This is a genomic window from Komagataeibacter diospyri, assembly GCF_043995075.1.
Taxonomy (GTDB): Bacteria; Pseudomonadota; Alphaproteobacteria; order Acetobacterales; family Acetobacteraceae; genus Komagataeibacter; species Komagataeibacter diospyri.
Window position 1 is genome coordinate 2,320,364 of record NZ_CP171836.1, and the last position, 22,154, is coordinate 2,342,517.

The 22,154-nt window shown below is 57.7% G+C and carries 17 protein-coding genes; 8 read left to right on the plus strand and 9 right to left on the minus strand.

Features of this window, described 5'->3' with window-relative positions; genetic code table 11:
• Positions 1-343 precede the first annotated feature (343 nt).
• The 5 genes from ACE2AA_RS10920 to ACE2AA_RS10940 form a co-directional block, all read right to left on the minus strand.
• Entirely contained in the window at positions 344-550 is a 207-nt protein-coding gene (locus ACE2AA_RS10920) for a hypothetical protein (protein WP_395369759.1), read from the minus strand.
• A 103-nt stretch (positions 551-653) separates the two neighbouring features.
• A complete protein-coding gene (locus tag ACE2AA_RS10925; RefSeq protein WP_227001042.1) occupies positions 654-1,895 on the minus strand; it encodes an MFS transporter in 1,242 nt (413 codons plus the stop codon).
• A 254-nt stretch (positions 1,896-2,149) separates the two neighbouring features.
• The gene (locus ACE2AA_RS10930) at positions 2,150-2,815 is read right to left on the minus strand and encodes a hypothetical protein (RefSeq protein ID WP_395369761.1); all 666 of its coding nucleotides are present in this window, start codon (positions 2,813-2,815) and stop codon (positions 2,150-2,152) included.
• 49 nt (positions 2,816-2,864) lie between these two features.
• Positions 2,865-3,665 (minus strand): hypothetical protein, encoded by an 801-nt coding sequence (locus ACE2AA_RS10935; RefSeq protein WP_395369763.1) that lies wholly within the window; start codon positions 3,663-3,665, stop codon positions 2,865-2,867.
• A 549-nt stretch (positions 3,666-4,214) separates the two neighbouring features.
• Positions 4,215-4,966 (minus strand): IS5 family transposase gene (locus ACE2AA_RS10940; RefSeq protein WP_395372112.1). Its coding sequence is split into 2 segments (ribosomal slippage): positions 4,215-4,636 and positions 4,636-4,966, totalling 753 coding nucleotides; the frame shifts between segments, so codons are not numbered across the junction.
• Positions 4,967-5,151: 185 nt separating this feature from the next.
• Between ACE2AA_RS10940 and ACE2AA_RS10945 the strand changes: the two genes are divergently transcribed.
• Positions 5,152-5,313: a hypothetical protein gene (locus tag ACE2AA_RS10945; protein WP_162851943.1), complete on the plus strand. Its 162-nt coding sequence runs from the start codon at positions 5,152-5,154 to the stop codon at positions 5,311-5,313.
• Positions 5,314-5,593: 280 nt separating this feature from the next.
• Here ACE2AA_RS10945 and ACE2AA_RS10950 read toward each other — a convergent pair whose 3' ends face one another.
• The 4 genes from ACE2AA_RS10950 to ACE2AA_RS10965 form a co-directional block, all read right to left on the minus strand.
• Positions 5,594-7,828: a TonB-dependent receptor gene (locus ACE2AA_RS10950; protein ID WP_227002292.1), complete on the minus strand. Its 2,235-nt coding sequence runs from the start codon at positions 7,826-7,828 to the stop codon at positions 5,594-5,596.
• A 475-nt stretch (positions 7,829-8,303) separates the two neighbouring features.
• Entirely contained in the window at positions 8,304-9,554 is a 1,251-nt protein-coding gene (locus ACE2AA_RS10955; RefSeq protein WP_395369766.1) for an SfnB family sulfur acquisition oxidoreductase, read from the minus strand.
• Between the two features lie 40 nt (positions 9,555-9,594).
• Entirely contained in the window at positions 9,595-10,746 is a 1,152-nt protein-coding gene (locus ACE2AA_RS10960; protein WP_141259502.1) for an acyl-CoA dehydrogenase family protein, read from the minus strand.
• A 4-nt stretch (positions 10,747-10,750) separates the two neighbouring features.
• Positions 10,751-11,710 (minus strand): aliphatic sulfonate ABC transporter substrate-binding protein, encoded by a 960-nt coding sequence (locus tag ACE2AA_RS10965; protein ID WP_395369768.1) that lies wholly within the window; start codon positions 11,708-11,710, stop codon positions 10,751-10,753.
• A 531-nt stretch (positions 11,711-12,241) separates the two neighbouring features.
• Here ACE2AA_RS10965 and ACE2AA_RS10970 point away from each other — a divergent pair.
• From ACE2AA_RS10970 to ACE2AA_RS11000, 7 genes are all read left to right on the plus strand, one after another.
• Positions 12,242-13,513: an acyl-CoA dehydrogenase family protein gene (locus ACE2AA_RS10970; protein ID WP_395369770.1), complete on the plus strand. Its 1,272-nt coding sequence runs from the start codon at positions 12,242-12,244 to the stop codon at positions 13,511-13,513.
• Complete coding sequence (locus tag ACE2AA_RS10975; protein WP_395369771.1) at positions 13,510-14,940, plus strand: LLM class flavin-dependent oxidoreductase; 1,431 nt, start codon at positions 13,510-13,512, stop codon at positions 14,938-14,940. Before ACE2AA_RS10970 ends, ACE2AA_RS10975 begins: the two co-directional genes overlap by 4 nt.
• A gap of 2 nt (positions 14,941-14,942) precedes the next feature.
• Positions 14,943-16,106 (plus strand): FMNH2-dependent alkanesulfonate monooxygenase, encoded by a 1,164-nt coding sequence (gene ssuD / locus ACE2AA_RS10980; protein WP_395369773.1) that lies wholly within the window; start codon positions 14,943-14,945, stop codon positions 16,104-16,106.
• Between the two features lie 16 nt (positions 16,107-16,122).
• Positions 16,123-17,562 carry an FAD/NAD(P)-binding protein gene (locus tag ACE2AA_RS10985; RefSeq protein ID WP_395369775.1) on the plus strand — a complete coding sequence of 480 codons (1,440 nt, stop codon included), beginning with the start codon at positions 16,123-16,125 and terminating at the stop codon, positions 17,560-17,562.
• A gap of 5 nt (positions 17,563-17,567) precedes the next feature.
• Positions 17,568-19,058 carry an MFS transporter gene (locus ACE2AA_RS10990; protein ID WP_395372198.1) on the plus strand — a complete coding sequence of 497 codons (1,491 nt, stop codon included), beginning with the start codon at positions 17,568-17,570 and terminating at the stop codon, positions 19,056-19,058.
• Between the two features lie 6 nt (positions 19,059-19,064).
• Positions 19,065-19,610, plus strand: coding sequence for a flavin reductase (locus ACE2AA_RS10995; RefSeq protein WP_141259496.1), 546 nt, complete (start codon positions 19,065-19,067; stop codon positions 19,608-19,610).
• 241 nt (positions 19,611-19,851) lie between these two features.
• Entirely contained in the window at positions 19,852-22,125 is a 2,274-nt protein-coding gene (locus ACE2AA_RS11000) for a TonB-dependent receptor family protein (protein WP_395369777.1), read from the plus strand.
• The last annotated feature ends 29 nt before the right edge of the window (positions 22,126-22,154 follow it).

Sequence of the window (22,154 nt, forward strand, 5' to 3'; positions counted from 1 at the left end):
GCCTGTACCATTACAATGTATGAACAAAAGAAACAAAATGAAACGGCAATGCGTTATCCACGGATTCTGCGATCCGGTCATAAAAAAACATGCATTCCATACTGGAGAAAAATAAATATTCTCACGTTTTTAATTAAATATTAAATTTATATTGTTTAAACTAATATTCATTGTTTTATTTTAAATTTTATTATCAACAATCCCTGTTCCTGCTGCCCGTTCGTACCAAGTTGCGCACACGGTTTCTGCCGGAAAAGTAAAGATAAAATATAAATACATTCACCATAAGTACTTATCAAAATATAAATTAAATAATATGTATCCGTATCTTTTTTGAAATTCTTTATATCATGGAGGCGTCAAGCGCCTTTCCATTTGCTGCCAGCACGAAGGAATCAATTTTAAAAATCAATTCATGTTTCGCATCCTGCTGTATCGTGCCTATCAGCGCCCGGAATGGCGGTCGGTGTATTATGCCGTGTTGCACAGTGGTCCGTCCGCAATAGCGGATATCAAAGGGATGCTGGTACATGCCGCGCAGGGTGTACACTCGCCAGGCCTGTTCTTCGTCCCGGCCCTGCACGGCCGACCTGTCGGGATACGGGAAAACCGGGCATCGGCATGCAACGCGGTTTTCACCATGATCCTTCCTGTCATGCGTGCGGGCGCAGATTCTGTTCCGGCCGCGCCACCACGGCGTGAGTGGCGCTGGTCAGCGGGTGTGGCACGACTTCACGGGGCTTTTTCGTCTGACGCCGGACATAGTATTCCGCCAGCCCCACCAGCCCGAACCCGATAAAGGCGAAGCACGCGGACAGGACTGGCAGACCACCATAGGACCAGTGGGTGTCTACGATATGGCTGCCCGCCCACGCACCAACCGCGTTACCGAAATTGAAGGAACTCTGGTTCATGACGGCGGCAATATTGGGCGCGGCCCCGGCACAGGCGACAACATAGGTCTGTAGCGGGGCCATGGGCGCATAGATGAACACACCCCACAGGAACAGCAGCGCAAGACAGATCCATGGATGCAGGCTGCCGGGCACCAGCAGCACCTGTACGATGGCTACGGCGGCCATAAGCCCCGCACAGGACGGCAGCATCTTCCAGTCCGCCAGCTTTCCACCCAGCAGGTTGCCCAGACATAGCCCACCCCCGATCATGAGCAGGATGACATCAATCGCATGCGTGCTGAAACCTGACCGGGTCTGCAGGAAGGGGGTAATATAGGTAAACAGGGTAAACATACTCGACGACGTGCACATGGAAACCAGCATCATGGTCACGACCAGCGGATGCAGCATGGCCCTGAACTGCGCCGATAGCGGGATGACGGGGCCACTGGCCCGATCCTGTGGAATCCACAGCCACATGGTGGTCCATGCCAGCACGCCAACCGCGCAGATCAGCCAGAACGCCATGCGCCATGATGTCATCTGCGCCACGACAGTACCCATCGGCACGCCAAGGATCATGGCCAGCGTCAGCCCGATATAGACCAGAGACAGGGCTTCAGCCCGCTTGGCCGGGGACACGACCTGTGCCGCCATGATGGAAGCCGCGCCATAGAATGTCCCGTGGGAAAACGATGTCAGCACGCGCGCCAGCATAAGGCTGCCATAATTCGGCGCCAGGGCGCTGCACGCATTGCCCGCGATGAAAATCGCCATGGTCAGCAGCAGCGTCGCACGGCGTGACAGGCTATTGGTCAGGATCGCAACCAGGGGAGAGGCAATGGTCACCCCGATGGCATAGCCCGATACCAGCAGCCCCGCCTGCGCGATGGAGACATGCAGCCCGACCGAAAGCTGGGGCAGTAGCCCCATGACAATGGTTTCCGTCGTGCCAAGGCCAAACGCCCCGATAGCAAGGGCCAGCAACGCAACAGGCAAAATACGCGTCCTTGAGTTTACGGTAGCGGCCCATGCCGCCACACCGGAAAAAGGATTGGACGCATCAGGAAACGGATGCGCCTTTTCCCATCCGCAACCGCAGGCGATGGCGGTCTGTCTGCCCGGGTGGGAAAGGGCGGCTGTACCAGATTTCTGCGTTCCTGACCGCAGGGAAATGCCGGTAATCTGGAAATATATTTTATGCAGGGACCTGATATACATGCAGGAACGTAAACTTAATACATATCTCTTATCTAATGTTTCCTGTCCATGCTTCCATATCCGTATGTGCCGAGATCAGGTCTACTTCCCCGCCGCAGGCTGACAAATGGCGTCACCGGCGGGGACGACGCACAGCGTGTGGCGTCCCACGACTGGATCAGGTCACGAATGGTCTGACGCAACGTGTCGCGGTCCGTCATCAGACGCTGTGCTTCGCCCTGTCGCACGCTGTCGTTCTGTCCAAACAGGGCCGTCTCATATCCCATCTGCCGACCCATTTCGACATCAGGCAGCGACGACAGCGGCGCATAGGACAGGGGCAGGCTGACCTGCTGGCTGTTCGTACGACTGGCATCCGCGACAAGGCCAATGGTCGGGGCGGTCGTCAGGGCCCCTACACTGAACGTGCCGCCATTGGTAAAGCTGCCTGCAAGTTGAAGTGTCACATCACCCGTTATGGTGCCTATGACAGGGTCGGCCGCATGCTGCGCGCATTGCGCGGCCCGAACTGTCCGGGCGAACTCTGCACTTTGCTGCACGGTCCAGTCGCCAGCATGTGAGACGGATACTGCACCGGCCTGCGCCAGCGAGGACTGTATGCCCGCCATCGCAGCCGGGATTGTGGTCTGTACGGCACGGCCATGCGTACAGCCGGACAGGCATGCAGCTACAGCCAGCATGGACATAAGGATTTTCATGATTGTCCTGTAATCGGGGCATTAGGGAAGATCGTCAGGGCACGGTGGGTCAGGACATGCCCGTCAGGTAAGCTTCGTTCGCTGTGACAAGGGCATCCCAGTCCTGCCCCGTGGGCGCCAGTATCCCGTTGGGCAGCAACTGCCGCCATGCCAGTCCGTGGGCTTCCATCAGACGGCTGCGCAGCCACCGCCATGTCGCCTTCTGCAGGCTGCCCCATGTCAGCAGCGTGATGAGGTCGGTATCCTCCGTGCCATCATAATCCCATAACAGCAGACAGTGGCCGCCGGCGCTGCCCGGTGTCGGGTCGCCATGGCTGGCGGGGGTAACGGTATCCCATACCGGGGAAAGGCTGCCTGTGGCATCTTCCCACACATCAGCCATGGCCAGTCGTACCCCCAGATAGGCTGCGGACAGGCCCGCCGTGATGTTGCGGATACCGTTCAGGTCATTGATGTCCGCACTACCCCATAACGGGAACAGTGTCTGGTCAGTCAGGCCGTATCCCACCCGCATGGCGGTGGCCAGAACGTCCACTTCCACCCCACCCTGATCCGTCAGCGGATTACCCGATACATATCCTGTTGACCGGGCATAGAAACGCACTGCATCGTCTGTACCCACTGCAATCTGGTAACCCGCCAGTGCTGCCGTGGCGCGGACATGGTTGCCGATTCCCGCTGCCGTGCAGTCGCCCAGTACGTCATTGCCCAGCATGTGTGGCGCAGGATCAATCCGCTCGCGCCCCAGTCGTGGCGGAGCCGTGCGGGCCATGAAGGCACGCATGCCTGACAGCAGGGGCTGGCGCGCATGCATCCGGGCGGGATGACAGCCAAGTTTACGCAGCATCATTGCATGCATCCATGTCTGACCGGACGGGCATGGAATACCGTCCGGTAACGGGTTGATAAGTCATGTATTTTTATGGACGCGGTGTAAGGAGGACCTGAAAACACCCATGAATTCAAAAGAAGATTTTTTCAACAGGCTTCGAAGAACGCTACCCTTTGAAAAAATACATCACTCAAAATTTTATTATTTCTTTATAAATAGATGATTATATAGTGAAGAATATGGAGCATGACGAAAAATTACATTAATAAATAAAATAATGTCATCATGTTGTTTCATGAAAACCATTTTTATTATTCTATAATAGGGTAAACATACGTGTAAGGCATGCAGGTAGCAAAAGAAACAATACTGTCCCGATCAATGCGGACAGGAAGGGAGCCACAACAAGCCATCGGAAACACCTACGGCCCTGTGTAAATAATTGTAAGGGCAAGGCGCACACGTTTCTTACTGTGGTAGGGAAAGCAAGGCAAAAACAGGAAGCCAGAAGCGGGAACGTTGTTCCCCATGTCATGCCCGCCCTACTTTTCCAGGGCCTGTTGGGAATTATCTTGAATTAATGATTGCGCCAACGAGATAGATCATGGCTTCGAATGATCTGTCTGTTTTTTCGCTGCGCATGGCGATGCGCTTGAACTCCTTGAGCTTGCAGAAGAAGTTCTCAATGAGATGGCGTGCTTTGAACAGGGCCCCATCGAACGGGCGTCTGTCGAGGCGGTTTTTGCGCTGGGGGATGGCCACGCAGGCCCCTTGCGCGCGTATGGCGTCCACGATCCAGTGGACATCGAAAGCCTTGTCAGCAAGAATTCCTTTAAAATCAGCTGGTTCGAGAAGAGGCGCAACGCCGACCGTATCGTAATGCTGGCCGGGGATAAGCGTGAAGCGGACCAGATTACCCAAGGCGTCGGTCATGGCGATGATCTTCGTTGACCACCCCGTTACACTCCGCCCTATCGCCTGGCTTCGGGTCCCCCTTTTGCGCCCTGGCCGTGGCGGTGAACCCGGACCACCGTGCCGTCAATCATCGCGTATTCCATGTCGGGATCATCGGAGACAGCCTCGAAAATCTTCTGGAAAACACCGGCTTTCGTCCAGTCGCTGTAGCGCGAATAAACCGAGTTCCAATGTCCGAAATACGTCGGCAGGTCCCGCCACGGACTACCGGTCCGGGCGATCCACAGGACCGCCTCGATGAAGAGGCGGTTATCCTTCCCGCTGCGTCCCTGATCCGTCTTCTTGCCAAGGCACAGCGGTTCCATTTTCGCCCATTGGGCATCCGTCAGTATGAAGCGATCCATATGGTCTTTGAAACACATCATGGCCCTTTAGAAAACTCAATTCCCAACAGCCCCCAGAAGAAAAGATAAGAAAGTCCATTTTATTGATTGACAGGGAAGTATGTTCTTTTTAAGGCAATGTTATCGTTTTTCCGCCACAATCTGAATTGTGTTACACCATATTTCAGCAAAAGGTTTTCTGGATCATGTCACTTGAGAGCATTGCCCTGTCGCAGACAGGCCAGCACCATGATGGCCGTCCCGCCAGCGAACCGGCGGAATACCGCCACACGCCAATCCGGGGTATCCTGTTCGGCCTGATGTTCAGCGTGCCATTGTGGGCGCTGGCGTTCTTTCTGTTCCGGTAAGAAACTGTTCTGAAACAACCCGCTGGTAAATAAAGCGGTGAATTTCCCAGGGTGCTGCTTTTTTGTAAATGCAGCATTCCCTGAGGCTTCCTGGAAAAGCTTTACCAAAAATTTTTCCATTTTTTTCAGTACGTTCCGTAAACCGGCTGTCGCCCCTGTTACGGATGCACCTGGCATATGTCACGCAGGCCATCTGCGGCCCGACTTGTGACCTGATGGGATGCAGGCATGGCAAGAGGGGGCTGTCGGACTTTACCCTCCCCCGCCCTGTTCCTGGCCATTAATTGAACCCGATGGACACACCCGCAAAAATACCGAATCCGTCGCCCGACAGCATGGCGGCAGGCTGCTGTCCGTTGGTGGTGGAATAGACCGGCACCACACCCGTTGCGTAATGCTTGTTGGCAAGGTTGTGCAGGCTAAGGAAAACCTGCCGGTGCTTGTTGGGCCACAGGTACCCAACATCGAAATTGTAGATATGGTAGGGCGCTGCCTTGTACTGGTTGTCATATGATGCCAGCACCGAGGACGAGACCTCCACATCGACCGAAGTATAGAATCCGTTCTTCATATCAAGATGCAGTTCCCCCTGATAGAAATGGCGCGGAATACCGGGAATGTAATTATGCCCCCATGTTGCGTCATGGTTGAAGCGGAAGCTCTGGAACGTATAGGCCTGACGAAGGGAAATGATGTTACCCTGCCACCTGTACAACGTTGAATGGAACGATGTTTCAACCCCCTGATGTGTTGTGGGCGATGCGTTGCCGTAAGTGGAGTTGTTGTACAGGATGGAATTCGGGGTCGCGACCGCCAGCAGTTCATTATGAACGGCGGAGTGATAATAGGTGACACTCCATTCCGTACCGGCAAAATGGCCACTTGTACCCACTTCAAACGTCGTGGCCGTCTGGGGGCGCAGGTTGGCCCAGTCCTTTGTCAGACCCGTGGCAATGCCCGATGTATAATTGGCGCCCGAAAGGTACTGCCAGTCCTGCGGGCTTTGCACGCTACGGCTGACATTGCCGTATACTTCGACATTAGGGGTAATGACGTAACGGAACCCTGCGCGCGGGGCGAAATACAGCGCATTCTGACTGAAGGAACTGGTCTGTGGGTACGTCTGTGATCCCGAACGCGGGGTATAGCTTAATGCACCTGCTGCGGTCAGCCAGAAGTTGTGGAAGATTTCGGTGTTGTTACGCACATGGAAAACCGTATCACTGCCACCCAGGTGCGAACGGGTGACAAGAGTGCCCAGCGCATAACCGGGATAGGCCGCCCGACGCCGCACCCGGTTATCAATGGTGGCGTCAAGGTCATGCGATGTATAGATGCCGATATCCGTATCACTGGCATGCCCCAGCAACCTGTCCTGACGCGTATAATTTACCATGCCCGTGGCGTAGTCGATGTCGTACAGCGACGAAGTATTCCCCAGTTCATGGTCCATCGGCGCATTCAGGTAGGCAAAGCCAATGGTCAGCCGGGACTGGTCATCAATACGGATCCTGACCCGGTCGGCGGCATATTTGGTGCCCGGTTCAATGGTCTTGGTGCCCCACGTCGCATATTCAGGCTGCATCTGGCGCGGGTTGTCACGGATCTGGTCGCGCGTCAGGTAATAGGGGTTGCCTTCCCATGTCTGGCGATAGCGGAAGAAAAAGCGATTATCGACATTGTCGCTGAATTTGTAACCGTAATTGAAATTAACACCAAAGTTTGTGGTCTTGGTATTGTCCTGATAACCACCACGATAGGAATTGGTTACACTGAGGTAATAGTCTGACTTACCGATGACGGTGCCCGAACTCAGCTGTTCCTTCACATACCCAAAGCTGCCCGCTTCCACTCGGGCCTGATAACGCTGTGAATTATAGCCTGTCTGCGTGACGTAGTTGATCGCACCGCCCAACTGGGTGGAGCCGAAGTCGATACCATTCCCACCGCGCATGATCTCGGTATAACGGATACCCAGTGGTTCCTGCAGTTCATTGACCGTGCCGATGGGCGTGGTCAGCGGAATATCATCGAACAGAAACATGATGCCCGCACGCGTGGCGTTCAGCCCTGTCTGGATGCCCGAACCACGAATGGAAATGCGCAGATCGTCCGATCCGCAGGGAGCCTGTGCAAAGACGCCCGCCTGATACTTGAATGCATCTGCATTGGTGGCGTTGCGTCCCTTCAGCACGGTGGCCGCGTCGATGACGCTGGTGCCGCCGGGAATGGTCTTCAGGTACACCTCCGCCTGGTGTGTCGCCGCACTGTGATGGTGCACGGCGATATGTTCGATCGTGCTCGCATTCAGGCCATTACTGGCCGCATGCCCGTCATTATGGGCAGCCGCGTCATGCCCACCTGCGGCGTGTCGGACCGGTACACCGTGGGGAATACGATGCGTGGTGGTGTCATCCGGCGTGATGGATGCGGCAGCAATGGCGTGATGGGAGGCAACCAGAACACCAAACAGGCCACCGGCAAGGACAAAGGTGAATTTGTTTGGTGCCTCCACGACAGGGAGGCGGCCCCTGTACAGCAGGGGATGGATACGTGGCGGGGCGGTTGGGGACAGAGATAATTCACTTCTTAACATTGTAGTTTTCCATTATGTCCGCGAAGAATGCATTAATTTGTTAGCGGGCAAAATGGACTTTTCATACAGCCGCAGAGGCATGAAACCCTAAAAATACGAAACAGTTGCACTAAAACAACATATACACATATATCATCGTTAATTATGAGCCGACTCATGCGGCACTCCAGCCAGCCCGCCCTGAAAATAAGAAATAATATTGTTTTTTATCAATTATATAATTCGATATGACAATCAGGATGATTTCATAATCGACTGTCGCGGCAACCATATCGAAACCAGGAATATGCTTTCCATAACCGCAAAAGGCTGCATATCCAGCAGAGCATATCCCTTGGCTGTCCGGGATAATTATACTTTTTTAATCGTTATTTATGAAGCAACCGATCATGCCTCAACTCCACGCATGTAACGGGGGGAAAGCATGATTAAGGTAGTAATTCCCCACAATCGCATATTTCCAGCGTACCGGATCATGCAGCGTATGAGTGCGCGCATTACGCCACAGGTAATCAAGGTTCAGCGTCCGGTCCGTGGCGGATGTGCCAACCAGTTCGAACAGTCTGTTTGTCGCCTCGATGGCGCTTTCGGTGGTCAGGACCTTGGCCTGCGCCGTCTCGATCTGGGCGGTGGCGACACTTTGCGCAGCTGGGGCCGATACGGCGTGGTCAATGGCCTCGCCTGCCCTGTCCAGAAGGGCAAGACCCGCGTTCAGGCGTATTTTCAATGCTCCGATCGTCTGGATTGTATAAGGGTCGTCCGATGCCTTGTCCTGTCCGCTGTCGATCCACGCGCGCGCACGCGTATGGATCAGCTCGATTGTCGTATCGACAGCGGCGTCGGCCAGGCCAGCGTCAATAGCCGCCTGTATGAACTGCGATATCGCGCTGTCGGCAAAGGGCGCGTCAGGCACGTAGGCTTTCCATACCGGGATGACATGGCTGCGCGGCACCTGTACGTCCGCTAGCTGGACAGTGCCGCTTGCCGTCCCTTTCTGGCCAAATGCCGACCAGTCATTAATGACATTCAGACCCGGTGCATTACGCCGGGCAATGGCAAGATGGCTGTGCCCGTCTTCATCAAGCGCCACGATCTGCACCAGATGCGCCGACAGCGCGCCCGTGCAGTAGTGCTTGACGCCGTTCAGGGTAACGGTGTCGCCTGTTATCTGGAGACGTGTTTTCAACGCCCCGACATTCTTGATACCGCGTTCTGAAAACGCGTTGCCAAACCTGTACCCTTTCAGAACCAGCGCAAACAGGTCGCGCGCCTGTTCCGGACTGGCGCATGAGGCAAGGCAGGCAATGGTGGCAAAATGATTCTGACTGAGTTGCGCCACCGCTGAATCCGCCTTGGCAATCAGCCGGATCACCTGTCCCAACGTGCGGTAGGACACATTGGCCCCGCCATAGGCACGTGGCACGGTAATGCCCCACAGCCCTGAATTGGAAAAGATATCCAGTTCACGCATGGGAAAACGGTTTTCACGATCGCGTTGCGCGGCATCCGGCGCAATCTGCCGGGCAACATCGGCTGCAACGCGCAATGCCTCCGCATCACTCGTAATGATGGGCACACCTGCGGGAGGCAGGGGAAACGGGGCGACATCAGTCTCCCCCGTGCCGACAAATTCCGTAAGGGTCATGATATGTCCAGTCTGAATTGGGATCAGGAATGATCAGGATTCATGACAGCGCCTGCTGCCCCGCAACCCGGCGCAGCAATTCGCCATGGGGCGCATGGATGCGGCCACACAGCGCGTCACGATGCGCGCGTTCCAGCGGGTTATGGGCGGACAGCCCGGCATTGCCCGCAAGCCCCAGCAGGGCCGTGGTAAAATCGGCCGCCGCATCGACCACGCGTGATTTTATGACCGCTGCATGCGCATTCAGTTCGGACAGCGGACATGCGGCCGTGACATCCGTGGCGTAAAGCCGCAGCAGCATGGCGTTCATGTGCAGCGTAATGGCAAAGCCCCCCACGGCGTCGCACATGGCTGGCAGGGTCGAAAGCGGCACCCCCAGATTGGACGGCACGCGGTTTTTCAGGAATTCACCAAACCATGCCAGCGCGGACGTGGCGATGCCATTGTACAAGGCCCCCAGCAGCCCGGTGTTCCAGAGCATGAGGGTATTGCGTCCTGCCAGTGGCGCATCAGGCGCATGCAGAGCCAACGCGGCACCGGCAGGAAGTGCAACCTGCGTGAAGGTGACTTCATGACTGTTACTGGAGCGCATACCGATATGGTCCCAGTTTTCAACGATATGGATACCATCTGCTGTGGCCGGGACCATGAACGTACCCACCCGCACCGGATCTTCATCCGTGCGGGCGCGCACCAGCAGCCACGACAGGGCAGGAATGCCGGTGACATAGGCCTTGCGTCCATTCAGCACCCACCCTGTCGGCGTACGGGTCGCAACCGTACCGGGCAGGCCGCCACGCGATGCGGAACCAAGATCAGGTTCCGCCAGCAGGATATTGGTCAGCCGGTCATACTGGTCCTCTTCCATCCAGCGCACGAAATCACCGGAGCCGAATTCATGGTGTGCGGTCGCGGCCCGCACCATGTAATGATTGACCATGACCAGCGCGGTGGAGGCATCGCCCTGCGCAATCTGGCCCACGATGTCCTGCACGACGCCAAGGGTAAACGGTGTGGGTCGTTCAGGCGTGGAAATGCGCAGGGACAGCAGTCCCGCCCGGCGCAGGTCATCAATATTATCCTGTGCGAAAATCCCGGTGCGGTCATGGTGCGCCGCGCGGGTGGCAAAGCGCGCCTGCAGGTGTGCGGCCGCATGGATGGCGTCCTGTGCGGTATGAAGGTCTGCGGACACGGCTTCACGCCCCTCTTACAATGGCCCGGACATCCGGGACGGTCTGGATCAGGTGCGCGTGGAATAATGTCGCGGCAATATCCTGCTGTTCGGTCACAACGGCCTGATCCAGCGGTGCGGGTTGCAGCGCCAGTTGCGCCAGTGCGCGGGTAATGACGGGACGGGACAGGCCGGTACTGGCAGCAATGGAAGTAGTCAGTGTATCGACATGGTCCGCCGCCCATTGCACACAGTCCTGTCGCGCCTGCGCCAGCAGGGTGAGGAAATTGCCGGGATTACGGTCCGCAAACGGCCTGCTGGCAATCAGGAACTGCCGGTTGGTCGTAATGCCCTGCGCATCCACCAGCAGGCGGCTTTGCGTATCTACCAGTGCCGCACTCAGGTATGGATCCCATATCGCCCACGCATCCACGCGCCCGGTTTCGAATGCGGCCCGACTGGCGGCTGGGGGCAGGTAGACAGGGTGGATATCAGTCCATGCCACGCCCGTGCGCTGTAACAGCGCCAGCAGCAGGTAGTGCACGTTGGACCCACGGTTCAGGGCAATCCTGCGTCCCTTCAGGTCCGCGGGGGTCTGTATGGGGCTATTGGCGGGCACCAGCATGCCTTCGCCATGTGGGGCAGGCGCAGAACAGCCGATATAGGTCAGTCCATCGGGCCATGCGGCCTGTGCCATGACCGGGGGGGCATTGCCGGTTTCACCAATGTCGATGGCATCCGCCGCCAGGGCCTGCAGCAGTTGGGGGCCTGCAATGAATTCCGACCACTGCACCCGCATCCCACCGGGGGCAAGGGCGCGTTCAAGCAATCCGCTATGTTTAAGTACCACCAGCGTGCCGTATTGCTGGTAACCTATGCGGATCGTGGCGTCCTGTGCCGCATACGCGCCACGCGTCGCCCATATCTGTGACGACAGCGTCACACCAAGGCCGGTCAGGAACGTGCGACGTGAATACCGTTTCATTGCAGGCTTACCTGTAACAGGGGTGTGGAGGCGGTTCCGTCCGGCGGGTCCATGCCAGTCCATGGATCGGCCCGGCGGCCCAAGGCATATTTAACCATAAAACATGGTTAATATTAATTTATGACATTATAAATGTTAATTCTGTTGTCAACGGGATAATTTCCGCCGGGCATGGATTTCGGTACCGGCATCAGACCCGGACCCTGTCCCGATTCACGGAATATGAGACAGGAAATCTATATAACAATTTGAATTGTACAATTTAACGAAAACGTTCCATGCTCATATATTACGATATAAATAGTTATATTATTTAAAAATATATCATTTTAAAACAACGATATAACAAAATTTATCTGGCAGTTTTTGGTAATTTGTCGGAAAATTTCCACAAAAATCTGTCCCATATCCGAATATAAAATCATACGAATTCGTTGTTATTTTATTGACTCGCACATAACCGTTGTTAGTGTGTGCAAAAGATAAATACGCACACAAAATAGTTAAAATGTGCACGCAATCGAGGTTGCCATGACAGATCCGGTCCATCTTCCCCACGGTCTCTCCCCACGGATTGATGCGCTTGCGCAAAGGCTGCGCCCGGTTTTCGCGCGCATTGCCGATGGCGCCATTGATCGCGAAGAAAACCGCATCCTGGCCCATGACGCGGTGCGATGGCTGCTGGATGCCGGTTTTGGTGCGCTGCGCGTGCCGGTGCGTTATGGCGGCAGCGGAGCCAGCCTGCCGGAAACCTTTGCTCTGCTGGCGGAACTGGCCGAAGCGGATTCAAACCTGCCGCAGATCTTCCGCGCCCATTTCGCCTTTGTTGAGGGACGCCTGCATGAAGGTGACGGTCCACGCGCCGCATACTGGCTGGAACAGGTCGCAAAGGGCGCCCTGTTTGGGGCCGCCATGGCGGAACTGACGGACAGTACCGGCACAACCACAACCCTGACACCCGATCCACAGGGACAATGGCTGCTGGATGGCACGAAATACTATTCCACCGGCACGCTTTATGCGTCGTGGATTGTAGCAGTGGCTACCGATGGCACCAATCGTATCCAGCTTGTCGTACCTGCCGATGCCCCCGGCGTGACCCGTATTGATGACTGGGACGGTTTTGGCCAGCGCCTGACTGGCAGTGGTACGACGCATTTCAAAAATGTAGCCGTACCTGATGAGTGCATCCTCAACCGCACGCCGCTGACTGAATTCCCCACCAACGAATACTTCACCACTTATTACCAGCTTTTCCATCTTGCCACGCTGGCGGGAATCGGACGGGCGATCGTGCGTGATGCCGTGGCCTTCGTGCGCCCGCGCACGCGGACCTTTGGCGTTCCGGGGCAGGTGGCCCAGCGCCATGATCCGCTGGTGCAGGGCGTGGTGGGACGGCTGTCCGCCCTGTCATTTTCCGCCGATACACTGGTGGAAAAGGTAGCATGGACGCTGGAAGCAGCCTTTCCCCAATGGGCGACGGGACACGATAGCGGCCCGGCCTTCGATACGGCGCAGGTGCGTGCCTATCAGGCACAGCAGATCGTAGCCGGACAGGTGCTGGAAGCAGCAACACTGCTGTTTGAAGTGGGGGGGGCCTCCGCCACAAGCACATCGCGCCGACTGGACCGTCACTGGCGCAATGCCCGCACACTGGCGTCCCATAACCCGCTGGTCCAGCGGCAGCGGGAACTGGGCGATCTTGTACTCAACGGTACGGCGTTCGGTTCGCGCTGGCGCGATCGGGCCGGTACCACCACCCCGTCCGTCTCCACAGGCGCGCAGCAGGAACACGCAGCATGACAACGCAGCCCAAACAGTTGCACGTCAACCTGTTCGAAATGGCCTGCGTCAGCCATATCGTGCATGGCATGTGGCGTGCGCCGGGTAACAACCGGCACCGGTTCGGTGAAATGGCGTACTGGCTGGAAGTCGCAAAACTGGCCGAAGAGGGCCTGTTTGACGCGATCTTCCTGGCCGATGTCATCGGCACCTATGACCGTTTTGGCGATGGCACGGCCGCCGCCCTGCGCGAAGGGCTGCAGATCCCGAACCTTGATCCCCTGATGCTGGTACCCGCCATGGCGGCCGTGACGAAAAACATCGGCTTTGGCGTCACGTTTTCCACGACCTACGAACCGCCCTTCGCCTTTGCCCGGCGCATGGCCACACTTGACCTGCTGACCGAAGGCCGCGTGGGATGGAACATCGTGACATCCTACCTGCGCAGTGCGGCGCGCAATTTCGGCATGGAGGACGAAATCCCCCATGACCAGCGCTACGCCATTGCGGATGAATACCTCGATGTCCTGTACAAACTGTGGGAAGGCAGTTGGGATGATGACGCCGTCGTCAATGACGTGGCGTCGGGCATTTATGCCAACCCCGATGCCGTCAGGCCCATCAACCATGACGGGCGGCACTTTCGCGTGGCGGGACCGCATCTTGTCTCACCCGGTCGGCAGCGCACGCCTGTGCTGTTTCAGGCAACCGGCTCGCCTGCGGGGCTGGAATTCGCCGCCCGCCATGCGGAAGTCGTGTTCATTGGCGGCCAGACGACGGAAGCCGTGCGTGACAACATTGCCCGCACGCGCGAACGTGCGCGCGCCCATGGCCGCAATGGCGATGACATCCGATTTATTGTTATGGCTGGCATCATCACTGATACGACGCAGCAGCTTGCTGAAAAGAAGCTGGAGAAATACCGTCAGTATTACAGTGTCGAAGGCGCGCTGATCCATGCGCAGGCGGAAATCGACCTCCGCCGTTATCCCGCCGATGCCCGTATTGGCGACATCCTGAAACGCGAAGGCGTGCCGTTTGGCAATATGGGCCGACGTTTCCGCCCCGAACAGACGGTGGGCAGCGCGCTGCGCCAGATCGCATCGTTTGATGAAGGACGTTTCTTTGTCGTGGGGACGCCTGACAAGATCGCGGATGAAATCGAACGCTGGCTGGATATTGACGGGATCGATGGCATCAACCTGCGCCAGTACCACACATTCGAGACCGCCCGCGATTTCATTGACCTGATCGTGCCCGCACTGCAGCGGCGCGGACGGTACCGTACGGCCTACACCCCGCGTGAGACCCTGCGCGAACGCCTGTTCACACCGGGGCAGCCCCATCTGCCCAACCGCCATTTCGGCAGCCGTTACCGCGATCCTGCAGCCCTCCGCGCACCGGCCGAACCCCTTTTTCCCCATGAAACATTTTCCAAGGCTTCGTAACCATGTCCTACGCGGTTCCTGACAAGATCAATGTGCTGTGGTTCCTGCCCACCCATGGCGACAGCCGCTATCTCGGCACGCAGAAGGGCGGCAGGCCGGTTGACCTGCCCTACCTGCAGCAGGTGGCAAAGGCTGCCGATACGCTGGGTTATTACGGTGTCCTGATCCCGACGGGGCGCAGTTGCGAGGATAGCTGGGTCGTGGCCTCCGCCCTTGCCCCCGTGACCGAACGGCTGCGCTATCTGATCGCGGTCCGCCCGGGCCTGCTGTCGCCCACGCTGGCCGCGCGCATGACCGCGACACTGGACCGTTTTTCCAACGGGCGGCTGCTGATCAATATCGTGACCGGCGGCGACCCGGCTGAAAACGCGGGCGATGGCCTGTTTGCCGACCATGCCACCCGCTACGAGATCACGGACGAATTCCTTGATATCTACCGTGCGCTGCTGCGCGGTAAGGATGTCAATTTTGAAGGCAGGCACTTTACCATAAAAGATGGTCGCCTGCTGTTCGCGCCGTACCAGAATGACGGGCCGCCATTGTATTTTGGGGGATCATCGGAAGCGGCAGCCCATGTCGCCGCCAAGTCGATCGACAAATACCTGACATGGGGCGAACCCCCGGCCCTGGTGGCTGAAAAGATCAGCCATGTGCGCAAGCTGGCCCATGCGCAGGGGCGCGAGGTGTCATTTGGCATCCGGCTGCATGTTATCGTGCGCGAAACGGCGGAAGAGGCGTGGCATGAGGCCGACCGCCTGATCAGCCATCTGGACGACGCTACCATTGAAAAGGCCCAGAAAGTCTTTGCCCGCATGGATTCCGTGGGGCAGTCGCGCATGAGCGCCCTGCACGGTGGCCGCCGTGACAGGCTGGAAATCAGTCCCAACCTGTGGGCGGGTGTCGGCCTGGTACGCGGCGGGGCGGGAACCGCGCTGGTGGGTGATCCCGATACGGTGGCGGAGCGGATTGATGAATATCGCAGGCTGGGCATCGATACGTTCATTTTCTCCGGCTATCCGCATCTGGAGGAAGCGTACCAGTTCGGTGAACTCGTGCTGCCAAACCTGCCCACCGCGCATCCCGTGCGCGGGGCGTCGGACCTGAACAACATGGGGCCGTTTGGCGAAACCATCGCAGGCGACCACCGCCCGACCCGCGCCGCCTGATTACAGGAGCCGTGCCATGCCCGTTTCCCCCCATATTCCCCATATCGCCATCATCGGCGGCGGGTTCAGCGGTGCGGCGCTGGCGTGGCACCTTGCACGCGATACCAGTACGCCCAAACGCATTACCGTGTTCGAACCGCGTCCCTTCCTTGGCGCGGGGCTGGCCTATGGTACAACCGACCCGCAGCACCGGGTGAACGTGCCTGCATCGCGCATGAGCATCGATACCAGCCAGCCCGATGATTTCGCCCACTGGATCCGGCAGACGGATGCTCTGGCCGATGATCCGGCGGCTTTCAGGCAAGATGGCAGTATTTTTCCCGCCCGCGCCGTATTCGGCCGGTACGTAGCTGACCGACTGGCCCCGGTGCTGCATTCGGGCGCGGTGACACACCTGCGCCGCAAGGTGACGGGCGTACACAAATCGCCTGATGGTAACTGGATCATTACCAGTTCCACGGGTGATATCATACCGGCGGATATCGTGGTCATCGCCACCAGCCATCCCGCGCCACGGCCACCGGAACTGTTGCGCGACCTGCATCTGCATTCCGGCCACCATCCCGTTCTGGTCACCAATCCATGGCAGGCCGGTGCGCTGGAGGATATTGCCACGCCGGACAGTGTCCTGATCGTGGGCACGGGGCTGAGCATGGCGGATGTCGTCATCGCGCTGACGGCACGCGGGCATGATGGAAAGATCACCGCCATTTCCAGGCGCGGGCAGCGTTCACACGGCCATGCGGTACAGGCAGTCGACCCGGTGGGACAATTCGCATCACCACCATCGCGCACGGTGGGGCACCTGCTGCACCGCATACGCCATGCACTGGCGGCCCATCCAGACCTGCCATGGCAGGCCGTGTTTGATCGGATCCGTGAACAGGCACCCGATATATGGGCCGCCCTGCCCGTGCCCGAACGCAGGCGGCTGATCCGGCACCTGCGCCCGTTCTGGGATACGCACCGTTTCCGTATCGCGCCACAGGCGGAAGACGTGCTGCATGCCCGCGAACGTGCCGGCACGCTGGATATCATGGCCGGGCGGCTGACCGCCGTGCGGGTGGTGCGGGGACGCTTTGTCACGACCATCCGCCATGGTGCCGCCACCGTATGGGATGGGACATATGACGCCATCATCACCACGACGGGACCGGCCCATGGCGCCATCATCCACACCATGCCGTACATACGCGAACTGGCCGCCGCCGGTCTGGTGGAAATGGATGCGACCGGGCTTGGCCTGCATGTGGATGCACTGGGCCGTGCCTGTACTGGCAGCAGGCATGAAGACACCCTGTTCGTAGCGGGACCACTGGCACGTGGACGTTTCGGGGAACTGATGGGTCTGCCCGAAGTCACGCGTCATGCCGAAAAGCTGGCTGTCATCATCGGCGCGCTGGCGGCTTCACTTCCCTTTGTCCTCCACCCTGAAAAAGAACGGGCAACGACATGACCGCGATGGCACTGACCAGCCACGACCGTCCCGTCGTACGCGACGCGGATGACATATCCGCCCTTGTGAATGCCGGTCCCCGGGCGGGCAGCCATGCGCGCATGGTTGTTGCACTGGCACTGGGAGGTGTGTTCCTGGACGCCTATGACCTGACCACCCTGTCATGGGGCATTTCGGATGTGCAGGCGCATTTTGGCCTGTCCGCGTTCCAGACCGGGCTGGTTGCGGCCGCACTGAATGCCGGGACCATCGTGGGCAGTATTGCGGGCGGGTGGCTGACGGACCGCATCGGGCGGTACGCCGTTTTCATGGCCGACATGGTCTGTTTCGTCATTGCAGCCCTTGTGGCAGGGTTCGCGCCCACGGCCGGCATCCTGATTGCGGCACGTTTCGCCATGGGGTTCGGGGTCGGCATGGACCTGCCGGTGGCGATGGCGTTTCTGTCGGAATTCTCACGGCTGGAGGGACGCGGCAGCAAGGCGGCCCATGCCGCAGCGTGGTGCCCGACATGGTACGCCGCGTCATCCGCGTGCTTCGTGATCGTTTTTGCCCTGTCATATGTGCTGCCTACGGGACACCCCGACTGGCTGTGGCGGGCATCGCTGGCGTTTGGCGCGGTCCCGGCGCTGGCCATCATTCTGGTACGCGGGCGGTACATGAGCGAATCCCCCGTATGGATCGCGCGCCGGGGTGACCTGCAGCGCGCGGCTGACATCCTGCGCCGGTCCTATGGGATTGACCCGGTTGTCCGTCCCGCGCCGGAACAGCCGCCGGTGGTCATGCAGGCCGATCCATGGCGGCTGGTACGACGGCCATTGCTGCAGCGCGGCCTGATGGTCGCGGCGATGACGCTGATCAGCAGCATGTCCTACAATATCATCATCTTCGGCCTGCCCACGCTGCTGGTCTCCATCATGCATGCAAACCCGGTACAGGTGGTGGTGATTTCCATTATCCTCAACCTTGCCGTAGCCTTTCCCGGCGGCCTGCTGGGCGTGCGCCTGGCCCGCAGCGTGCGCTCCCGTCCCATCATCCTTGCCGGGTACATCATGCAGGTGGCAGGGGTCGGAACGTTGGCGCTGGTTGGCGTGCCGCATGGTACAGCGGGCGTCATCGCGGCCCTTGCCGGTTTTGCCGCCTTCCTGTTCGCCCAGGGGTTCGGGCCGGGATGCCAGCTTATGGTCTATCCCACCCTGAGCTACCCCACTGAACTACGCGGACTGGGCATAGGTGTCGCACGGCTGGTGTCGGGCATTGGCGGCACGCTTATACTGCTGTTCTTCCCATGGATGAATACCCACCTTGGCCCCGCGCTGTTCTGGGTGGTGCTGCTGGCGCCACTGGCGGGTGTGGTGATTGCCTTTTTCTCGCGCTGGGATGTGTTTGGCTACGACCCCGACATGGACCCCGCACTGCGCCAACAGGCCCCGCCCGTGCGGCGGGATGCGGTGCTGCATGCGCCCGAACTTCTGTTTTCAACTGATACCAGGAACTGACTGACCATGACCAATGTCATCGCCCCGTTTGGCTACACCCCACCCGATGAAGCAACGGTCAGTGTCGATACCTTCCGTAACGGCATGGCGGCACTGTCCAGTGCGGTTACGATCGTGACAACGGATGGACCACACGGCCCGCATGGTTTCACGGCATCGGCGGTATGCAGTGTGTCGGATACGCCGCCGACGCTGCTGGCATGCATAAACCGCACCACAAGCGCCCACCCGTATATTCTGGAACATGGTGTTCTGGCCATCAATGTCCTGCATGAAGGACAGCACGGCCTGTCGAATATTTTCAGCAGCCGGTCGCGTTCCATGGCGGAGCGTTTTGCAGCGGGCAGATGGCACACGGGCCTGACCGGTGCGCCGGTTCTGGATGATGCGCTGGTCAGCTTTGACTGCCGTATCCGTGAAATCCGTGATGTCGGGACACATACGGTCGTCATTGCCCATGTGGTTGATGTCACCATGGGCAATGATGATATCCGCTCTGGCCTTGTCTGGTTCAACAGGCAGTACAGCCGCGCCATTCCCAAAGAAGAATAGAAGTTTCTGGATAATATCTTTCTTCAAAAAGGCAGTACTTCCTGAAGCTTTTTTGCAAAAAGCTTCACCAAAAACTTCCTTCTGATTTATGGAACGTTTCATGGAAAATATTCCAAAACAGCATATGGGATGTTTTCATGAAGGAAACAGTAAAATGTGTACACGATAAGAATTTATGAAATGAAGAAAAAACATTCAACAAATAATCATGCGCTGGCATGCAGACATGGAATCATTCCCAATGACGCGGATATCCGTACGCCCCCCATCTGACAGATATTTTTCCCGATCCCGCCTGCTATCGCACCGGACGACAGTCGTGATCGGTTCCTACCTGCTGGGTCTTGCGCCCGGCGCGTTCGCGGCGGACATATCGCCTTCCCCCCCCGTACGACATCCCCCCGAAACACAGCATGTCAGGCCCGCACGGCCAGAGGCGACCCCGGCGTCTTCAGATCATGCCGTACCTTCGCCCGTACGACCGGAAGTCATTTCCGTCTCGCGCCATCGTCTGTCGCCCGCATCCCGTGCGGAGACACGCCTGGCATCCATTCCCGGTGCAACCAGCGTGATCGATGCGCAGAAAGTGCTGAAGGGCCGCAACTTCACCAATGCGGATGCCCTGTCATTCCAACCGGGCGTGTTTGCGCAGTCCTCGGGCGGCGGTGATGGCATACGCCTGTCGATCCGTGGGTCGGGCATTGCCACCGGCACCAATTACTTCCGCTCCGGCCTGCTTATGATGTTTGACGGCCTGCCGGTCACGACACCGGCAGGCACGCCCTATGAACTGTTTGAACCGCTGGGCCTGCGCTATACTGAAGTACTGCGCGGGGCGAATGCGTTCGATTACGGCGGCATGCAGTTGGGCGGCGCGTTAAATTACGTGTCCATGACCGGCTATGATGCACAGCGTTATCAGGCCCGTGTGGAGGCGGGCAGTTTTGGCTACGTCAAGGAACAGCTCAGCTCCGGCGGGGTATTTGGCAAATTCGATTACTATATCAGTGCGACCAATTCCTATCGTGGCGGATATCAGGACAATACCAAGGCGACCAGTTTCGGGCTGAACACCAATTTTGGCTACCGTTTCAATGACCGTGTATCAACACGGGCCTTTTTCCGGTACCGGCAGACGGTTAACGGCTATCCGGGCTACCTGACGCGTGATCAGATCCTGTCCAATCCCAAACAGGCACAGTCGCCGTATTATGCATGGGGTGCGCACCGTATCCAGCCGGGCACAAAGTATTACGGGTCCATGACCACCATCAGGATTGATGACAAATCAAAAATAGAAGTGGGCGGCAATTACCAGGATGCACCGATTGATATCCAGAATACCGCATCATCACAGATCTGGGGCTACAAGACGATTGCGGGCGTGCTGAATTACGACCGGCATGATGTGCTGGCAGGCCACAAAAGCGACACGCAGTTCGGTATCCTGAGCTATACCGATATCGAAGCCTGGCAGCGCAACCGCATTCGTGTCAGCAGTGTATTTGGTGGCGTGCCGGACGGTACGCTGCTGCGTAATGTAAAATATGGCGGCACGGAGAATTATTTTCATCTGCGCAACAATACCGAGGTCGCGCACAACCTGTGGCTGACGGCGGCAGGAGCGGTGGCTTTCATCAAGCGTACATCGGATGTGACCTATCCCAACCGCAGTGATCTGCACACCACTTCGGTCAATTTCATTCCGCGTGGTGGCTTTCGTTATAAACCGGACAGTCATGTGGAAATATACGGCAATGTCAGCCGCAGTCTGCAGCCGCCCAATGACTGGAACTACAACTATGCCGGTAATTACTATAATGCCGCCAGTTATCCGTTACAGGCAGCGGCGGGCGAAAACTCCACATCCGGCCGTCTGCGCAACCAGACCGCGACCACGTTCGAAATCGGGACCACGGGCCATTATTTCCATAATAAATGGAGCCTGAGTTACTATCATTCCTCGGTGCATAATGAACTGCTGACGGTGACGACACCGGCATCCCTTGCAGCAGGTACGTCGATTTACGGCAATGCCTCACCCACCATGCATCAGGGTGTCGAGGTTTCACTGGAAACGGAACTGCTGAAATGGGCGGGCAATACACTGTCGCTGCGGCAAGCCTATACGTATCAGGATTTCCGTTACAAGCATGATGCCGTTTTTGGCAATAATCACCTGCCCGGGATCCCCGAACATTTCTATCAGGGGGAAGTCCATCTGGACATGCGCAACGGGTTTTACGCCAGCTTCAATGCACAGGTATCGTCCAAGGTGGGCGCATCCTATGACATGACGTATTTCGCGCCTTCGTACCACATCTATAATGCCAATATCGGTTATTCCTGGCCGCACAAACATCGTGAAGTTTTCATAAGCTTCAACAACCTTGCCAACACGCATTACGCAGCCATTGTCGTGCCGGGATACCAGGCGGCGGGAAAACAGCTGTCGGTCATGCAGCCGGGTGATGGCTTTGGCGTATTTGTCGGCGCGTCGATCGGGTTTGACTGAATACAGTGCAGTTGTGAACGGATATGCCC